The sequence below is a fragment of the Nitratireductor sp. WH36-1 genome (assembly GCF_058725515.1).
The window spans coordinates 2,512,473-2,528,363 of the sequence record NZ_CM178970.1; the positions used below are offsets into that span (position 1 = coordinate 2,512,473).

The window sequence follows — 15,891 nt, forward strand, 5'->3', positions numbered from 1 at the left end:
CAAAGTCTGATGGCTGTGCGCTACCGCGCGCCCTTGCGCGAGCGAAAGCGCAGTGCTTCGTCCGCCCCATCGGCGCGGAGCGGGAGACCGGTCTCATCCCAGTCGTTCCAGCCGGAAAAGGGCAGCGGTGTTTCATCGGCAATCGTTGCCAGCCGCGCTTCCCAGGAACGGCGACGGGCATCGAGCCGCCGCGTCTTCTCTTCATCGCTGTCATAACGGTAGCCATGGCCGGCAACGCCAAAGCTGAGAAAGGGCGGCAGAACGGCGAAGCCCATATAGTTGAGCGAATAGTGGATCGGCCACAAAAGCAGCTCGATATCGCCGCTGCGCCCGCCGGGGGCAAAGGAGGTTTCGGGCGCACCCGTAGTGAGCGAAACCACCGCCTGCCTGCCGCGAAAGACGCCCCGGTCATAGCGCTTCGACCCGCTGTAGAGCAGACCGTTGACGAAGACCCGGTCGAACCAGCCCTTCAGGATGGCCGGCTGGGCGTGCCACCACAGCGGGAACTGGAAGATCACCAGATCGGCCCGCTCAATGCGCGCGATCTCACGGCTGACATCGGCGGCAAGCGTGCCCTGCCGGCCTGCATGGCGCTGCTCTGCAAGCGTGGCAAACTGGTCCGGGTCGAGCCGGTTCTCATAATGCCGCGCGCCTTCAACCGGATCGAACCCCTCTCCATAGAGGTCTGACACCTCGACCGTGTGGCCGAGCGCCTCAAGCCGCCGGATGGCGGCGTCCTTGAGCGTTCCGTTGAAGGATGCGGGCTCGGGATGCGCGAAAACGATCAGCGCGTGCATCGGCTTTCTCCTGCATTGTGCTCTGTTTCGACAGGATCTAGGCTGTTTTCTGACGAACTTCTATTGAGCAAAACCGGAAGTCGAGCTTGCAAAAATGAACAACACGCTGGAATGGGACGATCTGCGGCTGGTGCTGGCGGTGGGCCGCGCGGGCACGCTGACGGGGGCCGCCAAGGCGCTTGGTGTCAGCCACCCGACCGTGTTTCGCAGGCTTGGCGAGATGGAGCGTCGCATCGGTGTGACCCTGTTTGAGCGCTCGCGCCATGGCTATGCGCCAACGCCCGCCGGCGAAGAGGCGATTGCGGCGGCCGGCCGGGTCGAGACCGAGGTGCATGCGCTGGAGCGGCAGGTGATCGGGCGCGACCTGCGGCCTTCGGGCACGGTGAGCGTGACCACCACGGATGCGCTTTACGGCTTCTGCCTTGCGCCGCTTCTGGCCCGTTTCTGCAGCGCGTTTCCCGGGATCGAGCTGAATGTCGTTCTTTCAAACAGCGTGCTCGATCTGACGGAGCGCGAGGCCGACATCGCAATCAGACCGGCGACAGCACCGCCCGGCCACCTTGTCGGGCGCAGGCTGGGCGTGATCCGCCAGTCGATTTATGTGCGGCGCGGCCTGCTGGACGGGCCATGGCGGAAATCGACGCTCGGCTGGATCTGGCCGGAGCGCCATATGGGCTATGCGGCGCTGGAAAGCTGGATGAAGGCCGAAAGTCACGCGCAGAACTGCCGCATGCGCGTGAATGCGACGCCGGGCATGCTGGCGGCTGCACAGCACGGCGTCGGGCTCGCCGTTCTGCCGGATTACGCAGCCGCAGACGATCCCGATCTGGAATGTGTGGAAGCCGTTCCCGCGCTGGATGTGGATCTGTGGCTCCTTACCCATCCCACCTTAAGGCGCGCGGCGCGCATCCGCGCGCTGATGGACTTTGTCGCGGATGCTGCAAGGGACCGTTTCTGACACGCGCGCGGCGGGAAGAGTGGCGCATCATGCCGGCGACACGCGTGTGGTTACGCGGCGCCAGGGGTAAAACATTCCTCCCCGCTTTGCGCTTTCTGCAAGGAGTGCTATAGGGCAGCCGACCTTTGCGCGGCCGGTCTTCGCCGCGTCGTTTCACACTCTATAGTTGGGAGCTTTTTCATGGGTAAGATCAAGGTGGACAATCCAGTCGTCGAGCTCGACGGCGATGAGATGACCCGGATCATCTGGCAGTTCATCAAGGAAAAGCTGATCCATCCCTATCTCGACATCGACCTGAAATATTACGATCTGGGCATCGAATCCCGTGACGCCACGGACGATCAGATCACCGTCGATGCAGCCAATGCGATCAAGGAACATGGCGTCGGCGTGAAATGCGCGACGATCACCCCGGACGAGGCGCGCGTCGAGGAATTCGGCCTGAAGCGCATGTACCGTTCGCCGAACGGCACGATCCGCAACATTCTCGGCGGCGTGATCTTCCGCGAGCCGATCATCATGAAGAACGTGCCGCGCCTGGTTCCGGGCTGGACGCAGCCGATCATCGTTGGCCGTCACGCATTCGGCGATCAGTACCGCGCCACCGACTTCAAGTTCCCCGGCAAGGGCAAGCTGACGATCAAGTTCGTTGGTGACGACGGCCAGGAGATCGAGCACGAAGTGTTCGACGCCCCCTCCTCCGGCATCGCCATGGCCATGTACAACCTCGACGATTCGATCCGCGACTTCGCACGCGCCTCGATGAACTACGCGCTGATGCGCAAGGTTCCCTGCTACCTCTCCACGAAGAACACGATCCTCAAGGCCTATGACGGCCGCTTCAAGGATCTGTTCCAGGAGATTTACGAGGCCGAGTTCGAGGCGAAGTTCAAGGAAGCCAAGATCTGGTACGAGCATCGCCTGATCGACGACATGGTCGCTTCCGCTCTCAAGTGGTCGGGCGGTTATGTCTGGGCCTGTAAGAACTACGATGGCGACGTGCAGTCCGACACGGTTGCGCAGGGCTTCGGCTCGCTCGGCCTGATGACCTCGGTTCTGATGACGCCGGATGGCAACACGGTTGAAGCCGAAGCCGCACACGGCACGGTGACCCGCCACTACCGCCAGCACCAGAAGGGCGAGGAAACCTCGACCAACTCCATCGCTTCGATCTTTGCCTGGACGCGTGGCCTCGCCCACCGCGCCAAGCTGGACGACAATGCAGAGCTGGCGCAGTTTGCACAGACGCTTGAGCAGGTCTGCATCGACACCGTCGAATCGGGCTTCATGACCAAGGATCTGGCGCTGCTGATCGGTCCGGACCAGCCGTGGCTCTCGACCACCGGCTTCCTCGACAAGATCGACGAGAACCTCCAGAAGGCAATGAGCTAGGCAGCTCTTCGCGCATTCTGCGCAGCTTGAAGATCAAGACGGCCGGAACCTCGCGTTCCGGCCGTTTCTTTTTGCGCATCGACAAACGAACAATGGGACGGGCCGACGACCCCGAAATGGTTCAACAGGTGATGAGGGAGGATGCCCGTCGAACGGCGGAGCCTCGTCACGGCTCTAGCGCCAACCGGGGTTTTCGGATGTGAACGCGTGGAACCTGACCGTGAGGTCGATCTCCGTGCCCAGCGCGTTCGCCGGCGGACGTTCCGCAAATCCTGCAGAGAGAACGGCCATGCCGGTAAGGCGGCCCCGGCGAAGCGCGGAAAGGCATGACATCGAAAGCCAGGCGCTGCGCCTCTTTACGCTCGACAAACAGGCCCCATCCCTGCGAGATAAGGTCAACGGCAAACACTCTGGGGCGATGAATGCGCGGCGCGATAAAATCCCTGTGGCAGCACAACAGGCTGCTCTTCATCGCTTTCTGCGTCGCCCTGCTCGTCACACTGTTTCTGGCCGTACGCACCGTCGCCTTCTACGCCTACTGGTCAAGCCATCGTTCGGTGCCCGTCGAGGAGTGGATGACGATTGGCTATGTCGCCCGCTCATGGGAGGTGCCGCCGCAGGAGCTGCGCGGCCTACTCGACCTTTCGGTGGAGAACCATGACCGGCGCAGCATCGCGCAGATCGCGAGGGAGCGTCAGGTTCCGGCCACTGCCCTTGTCCGCGAGGTCGAACAGGCCGTGGAGACACTGCGCGCCGAGGGCGGGGAAACGGCGCAGTGACAGAGGAGATCCTTGCTCTTTTCGCGCTTTACGGCCTGCCCGGCATCTGCGTGATCCTCGCGGCTGGCCAGTTTGGCGTTCCGCTTCCCACCTCGATCCTTCTGATGACAGCGGGCGCGCTGATTGCCGATGGCGACCTGACGCCGACCCAGGTTTTCGCCTGGGCGCTTGCGGGCGCGGTGCTCGGCGACCAGTTGAGCTATGCAGTTGCGCGCTTTGGCGGACGCAGCCTGCTGGACCGCGTGTTCAAAGGCGGAACGTCCGAAACCGGAAGCTTCGCCCGGGCGGAGCGTTTTTCGGCCAGATGGGGCGGGTTCGGCGTTTTCTTCAGCCGCTGGCTTGTGAGCCCACTCGGGCCATGGATCAACCTGACCAGCGGGCTGGCGCGCTACCACTGGGGCAAGTTCCTGTTCTGGGATGTTGCGGGCGAAAGCGTGTGGATCATCGGTTATCTGTCGATCGGCTATGCCTTCAGCCGCTCCATCGCCGGAATTGCCGAACTTCTGGCCAATCTGGGCTGGCTGATCGGCGCGGCCGCCGTGACGCTGCTCCTGGGCGTGCTGATGTGGCGGGCGGTGAAAAGGCACCGCGCGCGCAGCGCCAGCGGCACACGCAACGCCTGAGCCGGATACGAAAACGCCGCGCATCCGTCGGGACGCGCGGCGCTTGATGTTCATGTGATTTCAAAGCTGGCGGCCAGTCAGCCTTCCATCGCCGCCTTGACTGCGGCAATGGCTTCGGCGGCCTTCGAGCCATCGGGACCACCGGCCTGCGCCATGTCGGGACGACCGCCGCCGCCCTTGCCGCCAATGGCGGCAGACGCGACGCGCACGAGATCGACAGCGCTGAAGCGGTCGACCAGATCCTTGGTGACGCCCACCACGACGCTGGCCTTGCCTTCATCCGACGTGCCGACGAACACGGTGACGCCCGACCCCAGCGACGCCTTGCCATCATCGGCGAGCGGCTTCAGATCCTTGGGCGAAATGCCATCGACCACGCGGCCCATGAAGCCAACGCCGGCAACCGTCTCCGCGCCGCCATCCGAGGCGGAACCACCGCCGCCAAGGGCGAGTTTGCGGCGGGCTTCGCTCAATTCGCGCTCCAGCTTGCGGCGCTCTTCAAGCACGGCTTCCAGGCGGGCGGGCACATCGGCGGGCGCGACCTTCAACGCGCCGGCGGCGCGCTTCAGCTGCTGCTCCTGCTCACCAAGATAATGGCGGGCAGCTTCGCCCGTGAGCGCCTCGAGACGACGAACGCCGGCGGCGACCGCGCCTTCGGAGACGATGCGGATCAGACCGATATCGCCGGTCGCCGTCACATGGGTGCCGCCACACAGTTCAAGCGAGTAGGTCTTGCCTTCCTTCTCGCCATCCTGCGCGGTGCCCATGGAGACGACGCGAACCTCGTCGCCATATTTTTCGCCGAACAGCGCCATTGCGCCAGCCTCGATGGCGTCATCGACGGCCATGAGGTGCGTTTCGACGGGTGCGTTCTGGAGAACGATGCGGTTTGCGATGTCTTCGACGCGGGCAAGCTCGGCCTCGGTGATGGGCTTGGGGTGCGAGAAGTCGAAGCGCAGACGCTCGGGCGCGACCAGCGAGCCCTTCTGCGCCACATGGGAGCCCAGAACCTCGCGCAGCGCCTCGTGCAGGAGATGCGTTGCCGAATGGTTGGCGCGTACGCGGCGACGGCGCACGTGATCAACCTTCAGCGCGACGACATCGCCGACCTTGACCTGACCACCCTCGACACGGCCCATGTGAACCAGCAGGCCGTCGCCCTTCTTCTGGGTGTCGCCAATGGCGATAGAGAAGCCCTCTCCCGCGATCACGCCGGTATCGCCCACCTGACCGCCGGACTCACCGTAGAACGGCGTCTGGTTGGTGACGACGATCACCTCGTCGCCATCGCTGGCGTGCTCGACCATCGCGCCATCGCACACCAGAGCTGAAACCACGCCCTCGGCCTCTTCGGTTTCATAGCCGAGGAAGTCGCTGCCGCCGGTCTTGTCCTTGACGGCGAACCAGACGGCCTCGGTTGCGGCCTCGCCGGAACCGGCCCAGTTGGCCCGCGCCTCGGCCTTCTGACGCTCCATTGCATCATTGAAGCCGGTGAGATCGACATGGATGCCGCGCTGGCGCAGCGCATCCTGCGTCAGATCGAGCGGGAAGCCGTAGGTATCGTAAAGCTTGAAGGCGGTCTCGCCATCGAGCCGGTCGCCTTCATCCATGTCGCTGGTGGCATCGGAGAGAAGCGTGAGACCGCGCGCCAGCGTCTTGCGGAAACGGGTTTCCTCGAGCTTGAGCGTTTCGGTGATGAGCGGCTCGCCGCGCACCAGCTCGGGATAGGCGCGGCCCATCTCGCGCACCAGCGCCGGCACGAGACGCCACATGAGCGGCTCCTTCGACCCGAGAAGCTGGGCGTGACGCATGGCGCGGCGCATGATGCGGCGCAGCACATAGCCGCGCCCTTCATTGGACGGCAGAACGCCATCGGCAATGAGGAAGCTCGCGGCGCGCAGGTGGTCGGCGATGACCTTGTGGCTGGCATGCTGCGCACCCTGCGCCTTGACGCCGGTGGCCTCTTCCGAAGCGTGGATCAGCGCGCGGAACAGGTCGATGTCGTAATTGTCATGCACGCCCTGCAGAACGGCTGCGACGCGCTCAAGCCCCATGCCCGTGTCGATGGAGGGACGCGGCAGGTTGACCCGCTCTTCCGGCGTCAGCTGCTCGAACTGCATGAAGACGAGATTCCAGATCTCGATGAAGCGGTCGCCATCCTCATCCGGGCTTCCGGGCGGACCGCCGGGGATGTCCTCGCCGTGATCGTAAAAAATTTCAGAGCACGGACCGCACGGGCCGGTATCGCCCATGGCCCAGAAATTGTCGTTGGTGGCGATGCGGATGATGCGCTCATCCGGCAGGCCGGCGATCTTCTTCCAGAACTCGGCTGCCTCGTCATCCGTGTGGTAGACGGTGACCAGAAGGCGCTTTGCATCGAGGCCGAATTCCTTGGTGACCAGGTTCCAGGCCAATTCGATGGCGCGGTCCTTGAAATAGTCGCCGAAGGAGAAATTGCCCATCATCTCGAAGAAGGTGTGATGGCGGGCCGTGTAGCCGACATTGTCGAGATCGTTGTGCTTGCCGCCGGCGCGCACGCATTTCTGCGCCGTTACCGCGCGATCATAGGGCCGCGTTTCCAGACCGGTGAACACGTTCTTGAACGGCACCATGCCCGCATTGGTGAACATGAGGGTCGGATCGTTGCGCGGCACGAGCGGGCCGGAGGCCACGATCTCATGACCGTTTTTCTTGAAATAGTCGAGAAAGGTCGACCGGATGTCGTTGACGCCACTCATGTTTCAGCCTTTGCGAGAAGCCCGTCCAAGGGTGCGGGGAATAGAAGTCCGCCTTTTAACGCCAGCACCGGGACGTGTCCAGAAATCCCGTGCGCCAGCGCACATCATGCGGGCTTTACACAAAAAAACACCGCCGGCGAGCGGCGGTGTCTTGTCTTTCACAGTCAGCCAACGGTCATATCCGACAGTCGGCGTCACTCAAATGATCAATCGTCAGCGCCATCCTGGTCGCCGGGGCCGCCATCCTCAAGGAATTTTTCGGCGATGAGACCGGCATTCTGGCGCAGCGCCAGCTCGATCTCCTGCGCCGCCTCGGGATTGTCGCGCAGGAACTGCTTGGCGTTTTCACGCCCCTGCCCCAGACGCTGGGAATTGTAGGAGAACCATGCGCCCGACTTCTCGACGATCCCGGCCTTCACGCCAAGGTCGACCAGCTCGCCGGTCTTCGACACGCCCTCGCCATACATGATGTCGAACTCGACCTGCTTGAAGGGCGGAGCCATCTTGTTCTTCACCACCTTGATGCGGGTCTGATTGCCGACCACTTCGTCACGGTCCTTGACGGAGCCGATGCGGCGAATGTCGAGACGGACCGAGGAGTAGAATTTCAGCGCGTTACCGCCCGTCGTCGTCTCGGGCGAGCCGAACATCACACCGATCTTCATGCGGATCTGGTTGATGAAGATGACCATGGTCTTGGAGCGCGAAATGGAAGCGGTGAGCTTCCGGAGCGCCTGGCTCATCAGACGGGCCTGCATGCCCGGCAGGGAATCGCCCATCTCGCCTTCGATTTCGGCCCGCGGCGTCAGCGCGGCGACCGAGTCGACCACGATCACGTCGAGCGCGCCGGAGCGCACCAGCGTGTCACAGATCTCAAGCGCCTGCTCGCCCGTGTCGGGCTGCGAAATGAGAAGGTTTTCCAGATCGACGCCCAGTTTGCGGGCATAGACCGGATCGAGCGCATGCTCGGCGTCGATGAAGCCGCAAATGCCGCCCTTCTTCTGCGCCTCGGCCACCGTGTGCAGCGCGAGTGTCGTCTTACCGGAGCTTTCCGGGCCATAAATCTCGATAATACGGCCGCGCGGCAGACCGCCCACGCCCAGAGCAATATCGAGGCCCAGAGACCCGGTGGAGATGGTCTCGATCTCGACCACCTGATCGTTGGCGCCGAGCCGCATGATCGAGCCCTTGCCGAAGGACCGTTCAATCTGCGATAGCGCCGCGTCCAGAGCCTTGGTTTTGTCCACCGAATTATCCTCTACAAGCCGCAATGAATTCTGAGCCATGATACAACACCCCTTCGAGGTCAATGGAGGCGGTTCCGCCAAATCCGCGATGATTATCTGTACCTCTTTTGTTCTATTTTTGCAATAGGCACCAAAATATTGAAAAACATAGACAAACCAGATTTGTTCTATTTTTGTACGCGCAACAACATGCCGGACAGCCTCTCTGCCGCTCAGGAAGGCCGCGGCGGCGAAGGGGATTGCGGGGGTGCATTTCGATTCGCGGGAGAGCGCCATGAACGCGGATAAAGCCCCTCGCCTGCTGGCCATTGGCGGCGCGCATCCGGACCGGCGCGGACGCCTTAATGCGCCGCACATTCCCGCCACATCCAACCCCGGACGGATGAGCGAAGAAGTGGGCGGCGGCATATTCAATGCGGCGCGCATCGCCAGCCGGCGTGGCGCCGCGGTGTCGCTCATGTCTCTGCGCGGCGGCGATGCAGCCGGCAGCGCCGTGGCGCGCGCCATCGAGGATGCGGGCTTTGAGGACCTCTCCGCCACGTTTCTCGACCGCGCGACGCCCAGCTATACGGCGATCCTCGACCATGATGGCGAGCTGATCACCGGGTTCGCGGACATGGCGCTTTACGATACGGCCTTTCCCAAACAGATGTGCCGCTCGAAGGCGCGGCATGCCGCCGAACAGGCCGATGCGATCCTGTGCGACGCCAACATGCCTGAAGATGCGGTGGCCAGACTTGCGGAGATCCGCGCCGGCGCGCCGCTCTACGCCATCGCGGTCTCGCCTGCAAAGGCGGGGCGGCTGACCGCCAGTTTTCCGCAGATCGCCGTTCTCTTCATGAATGTGCGCGAGGCGCGCAGCCTTGCAGGCGTCGATGACGAGGCCGCCCTTCCCCGCGCCATCGAGGCGCTGCGCGCGCTTGGCCTTAGCGCCGGCGTGATCACCGGGGGTGGCGGATCGGTCATGATTTTCACCCCCGAAGGGCTGTGGCAGATAACGCCGCCGCGCATCGAGGAGATCGTGGACGTGACCGGTGCCGGCGATGCGCTGACCGGCGCGACGCTGACGGCGCTGATGCGCGGAACGCCCTTGCCGCAGGCCGTGCGCGAGGGTGTCGCGGCCTCCGGACTTGTGATCGCCAGCGCCTCGGCAGCGCCAGAATTCGACGATAACGCCTTCCTTGCGGCGCTTGAGCGGGTGCCCGCGCCGCAACCAGTTTCATAAAGGAGCCTCCCCCGTGCAGTCCAAGAACATTATCGACATCCACGCGCCCGTCGCCGAAGCCCTCGCCGCCGGCAAGCCGGTGGTGGCCCTGGAAAGCACCATCATCACCCATGGCATGCCCTGGCCGCGCAACAATGAGATGGCGAGCGACGTGGAGGCTCTGATCCGCGAAGAAGGTGCGGTTCCCGCCACCATCGCCGTGATCGACGGGCGGCTGAAGGTCGGCCTTTCCGACCATGAGCGCGAGGCGCTGGCGCAGGCCAAGGATCCGATGAAGCTGTCGCGCGCCGACCTCGCCTTCGCCATTGCCGAAGGCAAGAGCGGCGGCACCACGGTGGCCGCGACCATGATTGCCGCACAGATGGCCGGCATCCCGGTTTTCGCCACCGGCGGCATTGGCGGCGTTCACAAGGGCGCGGAGACGAGCTTCGACATTTCCGCCGATCTGGACGAGCTGGCGCAGACGCCGGTGATCGTCGTTTCGGCTGGCCCCAAGGCCATTCTCGACACGGAAAAGACGCTCGAGGTTCTGGAAACGTGCGGCGTGCCGGTCGTGGCCTATGGCACCGACACGATGCCGGCTTTCTGGTCGCGCCAGTCGCCCTACACCGCGCCGCTGCGGCTCGACACGGCAGAGGCGATTGCCCGTTTCCAGGCAACGCGCCGGGCGCTTGGCATCGACGGCGGCATGCTGATCGCCAACCCGGTTCCGGCGGATGAGGAAATCGCTGCCGACGTGATGGCCGGATACATCGCCACCGCCCAGAAGGAGGCGACCGAAAAGGGCATTTCGGGCAAGGATGTGACGCCGTTCCTGCTGGCCCGCATTCTGGAGCTGACCGATGGCGCGAGCCTCACCACCAATATTGCGCTGGTGAAGAACAATGCCCGCCTTGCCGCGCGGATCGCTGCCGCCATCGCCGCCGGCTGACCGCGCGACCTTATAACGGACACGAAAAAAGCCGCCGGCGATGCGCCGGCGGCTTTTCTTTTTACGTATGACCGCTGTGTCGATCAGGCGCCGGTGAGCGGCGACAGACGGATTTCCACGCGACGGTTCTGTGCGCGGCCTTCCGGCGTTGCGTTGGACGCAATCGGCTGGCTCTCGCCACGACCGATGACCGCGAAGCGCTGGCTGGCCGCGCCCTGCGAGATCAGGTAGCTGGCAACAGAGCTGGCGCGACGCTGCGACAGGTCCATGTTGTAGCTCGGGCTGCCGGTGGAATCGGTGAAGCCGAACACGTCGACGAGGGTGCGGTTGTACTTGTTGAGCACCAGCGCCACCGAATTCAGCGTTGAGTAGAACGCCGGCTGGATGGTCGACGAATCGGTTGCGAAGGTGATGTTCGACGGCATGTTGAGGATGATGTAGTCGCCCTGACGGGTGACGCTCACGCCCGTGCCCTGAAGCTGGCCGCGAAGCTGCGCTTCCTGCTGGTCCATATAGGAGCCAATGGCGCCGCCGGCGAGCGCACCGATGCCGGCGCCGATCAGCGCATTGCGGCGGTCATCGCCACCAGCCAGAAGTCCAATGCCCGCACCCGCCAGCGCGCCGAGCCCTGCGCCGCCGGCCGTGTTGGAGATCTTCTGCTGACCGGTATACGGGTCTGTGCTGGTCACGCAGCCGGCGGCAAAGCCCGCCACGAGCGCAACAGCGATGGATTTCTTCAACATGGTCAGTATCCTCACTTGAATGGAAAGCAGCGACATGAATCGCGCGCAAATCGCCCCTTGCCTCTCCGTTTAGCACAGATCGGTTGGAATTCGACGTCTTACCCGTCAAAGTGTAGGCAAAATTTAACAAAATGCGTGCGGCGGAATGCCCGGACTTAACCCTCAGTCCTGCCTGTAGAGAAGCCAGTTCTTCGTGAACTTCCCCTTGGGGATCCGCGAGAAGAGCGTTGCCCGGTTTCGACCGTCGACTTTCGACGCGTAAAGCGCCTGATCGGCCTTTGCGTAGAGCTCTTCGGCATCGCCGGCGTCTGCCGCCATGCACACGCCGAGCGAGATGTGGATGGGGCCGTAATTGCGAACGCCGGCCCCGATGACGAACTCCGCCTTTTCCACGGCGAGACGTATGGCTTCTGCAACCTTCATGGTCGCTTCTTCCGATAACCCCTCGACAATAATGGCGAATTCCTCGCCGCCGGTGCGCGCAACGAAGCAGTCTGTGGTCGACTGTGTCTTGAGGATCTGTGCAACGCCCTGAAGAATCCGGTCGCCCACCGGGTGACCATAGTGATCGTTGAACGCCTTGAAGCCATCAATGTCTGCAAGGATCAGCGCGTGGAACATGACCGAGCGCTGGTCGTCATAGACATCCGCCATGCGCTTGTCGAAGGCGCGCCGGTTCCAGATCCTGGTCAGCGGATCGGTGTCGGCGAGCTTCTTGTACTGGGCGAGCTTGGTGCGCATCTCTTCCAGCTCGTTGGACTTCTCCTCCATCGCCTGGCTGATCTGCCGCCCCTGCTGGATCGTGGTCTCGGTGGCGGCCGCCATGATGCCGACGATCTTGCGCAGAATGTCGTGGGAGAGATCGCGCCCGCTCAGGCCATTCGAGGTCTGATCGAGAATGACGCCGAACTTTTCCAGCGAACTGCGCTCGCGCCCCAGAAGCGAGAGAATGTCCTGCGCACGGGCTGCGATCTGCTCCTGTGCGCTCTCGACAACGGCCTGTCGCTTGTTCTGGGTGAAATATTTCAGGGAAAGCTTGTCCAGCGCTTCCTGCGTGGGACGACCGTTCAGCGCCTCGAACTCGCGCACGAGATCGCGGTTCGAACCGGTGAACACCTCATAGAAAATCTCGTAGTTGCGCGGCAGACCGCTAACCCCCATGCGACGCATGGAACTTGCGATCGTGCTGGCAATATCGGTGGGCCCCTTTCCCGGGACGTCTGACACCTGCAACATACGCCGTCCACCTTCCCCCAAAGGCATGTTGTCTCTCGCCGCGCGGACGCGTGACCGACGACAACCGCAAGTAAACTATTCAAGACCAGCTAACGCAGGGTTAACCCGTTGCGCAAGGCCGTATTCAGGCCATATCCCAGACCGGTGAGAAGTCATAATCGCATATGCGATAGCCGCGTTTACGCAGTGCGGAAACGGCAACCATTTCTTCACCGCTCAACGCGAAGTCGAAAATGTCTGCATTCTCGATCAGGCGATCCGGATTGGTGGTGCGGGGAATGGCTACGACGCCTTCCTGCTGGACATGCCAGCGAAGCACGATCTGCGCCGGGGTCTTGCCATGACGCGCGGCTGCATCGGCAATTGCAGGCTGTGCGAAAAGATCGCCACCACGCGACAGCGGACAATAGGAGACCATGGCCATGCCAGCCGCGCGGCATGCCTGATACACCTTCTCCTGATCGAGATAGGGGTGATACTCCACCTGATTGGCCACCAGCGGCGCATCCGACAGGCGCACGGCTTCGGCAAGAAGCGCGGTCGGGAAATTGGAAACGCCGATATGGCGGGCAAGCCCGCTCTCACGCACACGATTGAGCGCCGCAATGCTCTCGGACAGAGCGACATCCGGGTTCGGCCAGTGAATGAGCAAGAGGTCGACATGGTCGAGACCGAGCCGCGCACAGCTCTCTTCTGCAGACCGTTCGAGGTCGCCAGCGCCGATATTGGTCCACCAGACCTTGGTGGTGACGAAGATTTCGTCGCGCGCGAGCCCCGATGCGCGCAGGCCGGCGCCCACGGCTTCCTCGTTCTCATAAGCCGCTGCGGTGTCTATGTGCCGGTATCCGGACTTCAGCGCATGGGTGACGAGATCAGCGCAGGTCTGCCCCTTCAAGGTCCAGGTTCCCATTCCCAGAGCAGGAATGGACGCGCCGTTTGCTTCAACCATGTGCATAGAAAACCTCTCCGTCTTTCGGCCACTTTTAGCGCCGACTAATATAAGCACAACACATAACAGTCATTTTCCAGGGGCGGAGCATATATGCGGCATCGGGCGGCAGGGAAGACGCGCATCGAAGCCATCGACATTGCACGCGGTGTCGCCCTCTTCGCCATGGCGGTCTACCATTTCGGGTGGGACCTCGAATTCTTCGGCTATATGGAGCCGGGTACCACCGTGACCGGCGGCTGGAAGCTCTTTGCCCGCAGCATCGCCACATCGTTCATCTTTCTGGTCGGCGTGGGTCTTTTTCTCGCCCATGAGAAGGGGATTCGCTGGAGGAGTTTCGCAAAGCGGCTGTTGATGATCGTCAGTGCGGCGGCTGCCATTTCGCTTGCCACATGGTTCGCCTTTCCCTCGGGCTTCATCTTCTTCGGCATTCTCCATCACATCGCGCTTGCGAGCCTGCTCGGCCTGGCGTTTCTGCGCTTTCCGGCATGGAGCCTTCTTGTTCTGGCAGCACTTGTAGCGGCGGCACCCCATTTCCTGCGCTCGGCTTTTTTCGACACGCCGGCGCTTTGGTGGGTTGGCCTTTCGACGTTCCGCCCGCCCTCCAACGATTACGTGCCGCTGTTCCCGTGGTTTGCGGCCACGCTCGCCGGGATCGCGGCGGCGCGCATCGCCCGTGACAGCGGTTTCCTCAGCTGGCTCTCGCTGATGAAGCCGGCGGGCTGGCATACGCCATTCACCTTTGCGGGCCGGCACAGCCTCGCCTTCTATCTGCTGCACCAGCCGGTGCTGATCGGCTGCGTGTGGGTGCTGGCGCAGATCTGGCCGCCGGCAGTGGAGCCCGCCGAGATCCGCTTCACCAAGGCCTGTGCGAGCCAGTGCCTTGAGAGCCGCGACGAGGCTTTCTGCACCGCATATTGCGCTTGCTTTACCGATACGCTGAAGGTGGAAGGCCGGCTGGATGCGCTGATGACATCAACGCCGGGAATGGAAACGCAAAGCCGCTTGAGTGAAATCGCTGCCGAATGCACTATGACCGCTGAAACGGGGAGCGATTTTACGGAGCGGGACACTTCGAATGAACGACCATGAACAGCGACCGGCGCGCTTTCCCTGGCCACCGGTGATTTATCTCTCGGCCATCGTGATCGCGGCGGTGCTTGGCATTTTCTATCCCCTGCCGTGGATCGGGCCGCCGCTTTCCGATCTTCTGTTCGCCATCGGCTGGCTGCTGATCGCAGGCTTCGTGTTCATCGACCTGCAGGCCATGCGCACGCTGCACAGGGCGGGCACGGCGATCCTGCCGACGCGCGGCGCAGACACGCTGGTGACGAGCGGCCCCTTCTCATTCAGCCGCAACCCGATCTATCTCGGCAATTCCATGCTGACGGCGGGCATCGGGCTTGTGGCGGGAAATGCGTGGTTTTTCGCGAGCCTCATCGTCGCCTGCTTCCTGACGCAGAAACTGGCCATCGAGCCCGAGGAAAAGCACCTCGGCCTGCGGTTCGGCAAGAAATACCGGGATTATCAGAAGCGGGTGCGCCGCTGGTTCTGAGGCGGGTTGGGCGTCAGGTGTTGACGCCGAGCTCGGCAAGGCGCTCCACGCAGGACTCTTCCGCGCGGCTTAACTCATCGAGCGTGTCTTCCAGATCACGGCGCTTCTGGCGCAGATCCTGCTGCTTTTCCGAAATGCGCGCCAGCATGAGCTTGAGCTGGCCAATCTCGCCGGGCGGCGCCTTGTAGACATCGATGATCTCGCGGATTTCGGCGATGGAAAAACCGATGCTGCGCCCGCGCAGGATCTGGCGCACCAGATGCCGGTCGGACGGGCGGTAAAGACGGGTGCGCCCACGACGCACGGGCTTGATCAGCCCTTCATCCTCATAGAAGCGAAGCGTTCTGGTGGATATGCCGAACTCACGCGTCAGCTCGGTGATGGAATAATAGTCGCGCATGGCTTTTCGCCCTTTGCTTCCGGCCCCCTGCCCGGTCGTTCATCAACCGGCGCCCCCAGGAATATGCCGCGATTTATCGTGTTCGACAGAAAGCCGATCACACCGGACCGGCAAACCATCAAGACCCGCCATCCATTTCGGTCGATTCCCTTAAAGCATGCAGCGGGCGCGTAAACTGCCACGGCCCTTACGTAAAAGTCAATTTTTCGTTGTGCACCATTACTCTTTAGACAGGAGAGACACTTGTGCGGAGCTCAGGGTCAGGACCCATTAATATGACCGCAATGCTGTCCTGCTCCAGGCTTTGTGCTGGCGGGA

The 15,891-nt window shown here is 62.8% G+C and carries 15 protein-coding genes; 8 read left to right on the plus strand and 7 right to left on the minus strand.

Features of this window, described 5'->3' with window-relative positions; genetic code table 11:
- Positions 1–20 precede the first annotated feature (20 nt).
- Complete coding sequence (locus AC4PTT_RS11815) at positions 21–797, minus strand: NAD(P)H-dependent oxidoreductase (RefSeq protein WP_317088042.1); 777 nt, start codon at positions 795–797, stop codon at positions 21–23.
- Between the two features lie 94 nt (positions 798–891).
- Here AC4PTT_RS11815 and AC4PTT_RS11820 point away from each other — a divergent pair, with 94 nt between their 5' ends.
- The 4 genes from AC4PTT_RS11820 (at position 892) to AC4PTT_RS11835 (ending at position 4,549) form a co-directional block, all read left to right on the plus strand.
- Positions 892–1,755 (plus strand): LysR family transcriptional regulator, encoded by an 864-nt coding sequence (locus AC4PTT_RS11820; RefSeq protein WP_297559234.1) that lies wholly within the window; start codon positions 892–894, stop codon positions 1,753–1,755.
- 180 nt (positions 1,756–1,935) lie between these two features.
- Positions 1,936–3,147, plus strand: a complete 1,212-nt coding sequence (locus AC4PTT_RS11825) for an NADP-dependent isocitrate dehydrogenase (RefSeq protein WP_206545464.1) — start codon at positions 1,936–1,938, stop codon at positions 3,145–3,147.
- Between the two features lie 422 nt (positions 3,148–3,569).
- The gene (locus AC4PTT_RS11830) at positions 3,570–3,926 is read left to right on the plus strand and encodes a hypothetical protein (protein ID WP_492161209.1); all 357 of its coding nucleotides are present in this window, start codon (positions 3,570–3,572) and stop codon (positions 3,924–3,926) included.
- Positions 3,923–4,549 carry a DedA family protein gene (locus tag AC4PTT_RS11835; protein WP_113154999.1) on the plus strand — a complete coding sequence of 209 codons (627 nt, stop codon included), beginning with the start codon at positions 3,923–3,925 and terminating at the stop codon, positions 4,547–4,549. The genes AC4PTT_RS11830 and AC4PTT_RS11835 overlap by 4 nt, the downstream gene beginning before the upstream one ends.
- Positions 4,550–4,626: 77 nt before the next feature.
- Here AC4PTT_RS11835 and alaS read toward each other — a convergent pair whose 3' ends face one another.
- Both alaS and recA read right to left on the minus strand, forming a co-directional pair.
- A complete protein-coding gene (alaS, locus tag AC4PTT_RS11840) occupies positions 4,627–7,287 on the minus strand; it encodes an alanine--tRNA ligase (RefSeq protein WP_492161210.1) in 2,661 nt (886 codons plus the stop codon).
- Positions 7,288–7,493: 206 nt separating this feature from the next.
- Entirely contained in the window at positions 7,494–8,573 is a 1,080-nt protein-coding gene (recA, locus tag AC4PTT_RS11845; RefSeq protein ID WP_113154997.1) for a recombinase RecA, read from the minus strand.
- Positions 8,574–8,808: 235 nt separating this feature from the next.
- Here recA and AC4PTT_RS11850 point away from each other — a divergent pair, with 235 nt between their 5' ends.
- Positions 8,809–9,759, plus strand: coding sequence for a carbohydrate kinase family protein (locus tag AC4PTT_RS11850; RefSeq protein WP_492161211.1), 951 nt, complete (start codon positions 8,809–8,811; stop codon positions 9,757–9,759).
- A gap of 13 nt (positions 9,760–9,772) precedes the next feature.
- Entirely contained in the window at positions 9,773–10,690 is a 918-nt protein-coding gene (locus AC4PTT_RS11855) for a pseudouridine-5'-phosphate glycosidase (RefSeq protein ID WP_492161212.1), read from the plus strand.
- A gap of 83 nt (positions 10,691–10,773) precedes the next feature.
- Here the strand turns inward: AC4PTT_RS11855 and AC4PTT_RS11860 are convergent, their stop codons facing one another.
- From AC4PTT_RS11860 to AC4PTT_RS11870, 3 genes are all read right to left on the minus strand, one after another.
- Positions 10,774–11,433, minus strand: a complete 660-nt coding sequence (locus AC4PTT_RS11860; RefSeq protein WP_113154995.1) for a YiaD family glycine zipper/OmpA-like lipoprotein — start codon at positions 11,431–11,433, stop codon at positions 10,774–10,776.
- 162 nt (positions 11,434–11,595) lie between these two features.
- Positions 11,596–12,603, minus strand: a complete 1,008-nt coding sequence (locus AC4PTT_RS11865) for a GGDEF domain-containing protein (RefSeq protein WP_315900285.1) — start codon at positions 12,601–12,603, stop codon at positions 11,596–11,598.
- A gap of 190 nt (positions 12,604–12,793) precedes the next feature.
- The gene (locus AC4PTT_RS11870) at positions 12,794–13,624 is read right to left on the minus strand and encodes an aldo/keto reductase (protein ID WP_299939233.1); all 831 of its coding nucleotides are present in this window, start codon (positions 13,622–13,624) and stop codon (positions 12,794–12,796) included.
- An 87-nt stretch (positions 13,625–13,711) separates the two neighbouring features.
- On the opposite strand from AC4PTT_RS11870, the gene AC4PTT_RS11875 reads away from it, so the two are divergent.
- Positions 13,712–14,710, plus strand: coding sequence for a heparan-alpha-glucosaminide N-acetyltransferase (locus AC4PTT_RS11875; RefSeq protein ID WP_492161213.1), 999 nt, complete (start codon positions 13,712–13,714; stop codon positions 14,708–14,710).
- Complete coding sequence (locus AC4PTT_RS11880; RefSeq protein WP_206545471.1) at positions 14,697–15,173, plus strand: methyltransferase family protein; 477 nt, start codon at positions 14,697–14,699, stop codon at positions 15,171–15,173. The genes AC4PTT_RS11875 and AC4PTT_RS11880 overlap by 14 nt, the downstream gene beginning before the upstream one ends.
- 13 nt (positions 15,174–15,186) lie before the next feature.
- Here AC4PTT_RS11880 and AC4PTT_RS11885 read toward each other — a convergent pair whose 3' ends face one another.
- Positions 15,187–15,573 carry a MerR family transcriptional regulator gene (locus AC4PTT_RS11885; protein ID WP_113154990.1) on the minus strand — a complete coding sequence of 129 codons (387 nt, stop codon included), beginning with the start codon at positions 15,571–15,573 and terminating at the stop codon, positions 15,187–15,189.
- Between the last annotated feature and the right edge of the window lie 318 nt (positions 15,574–15,891).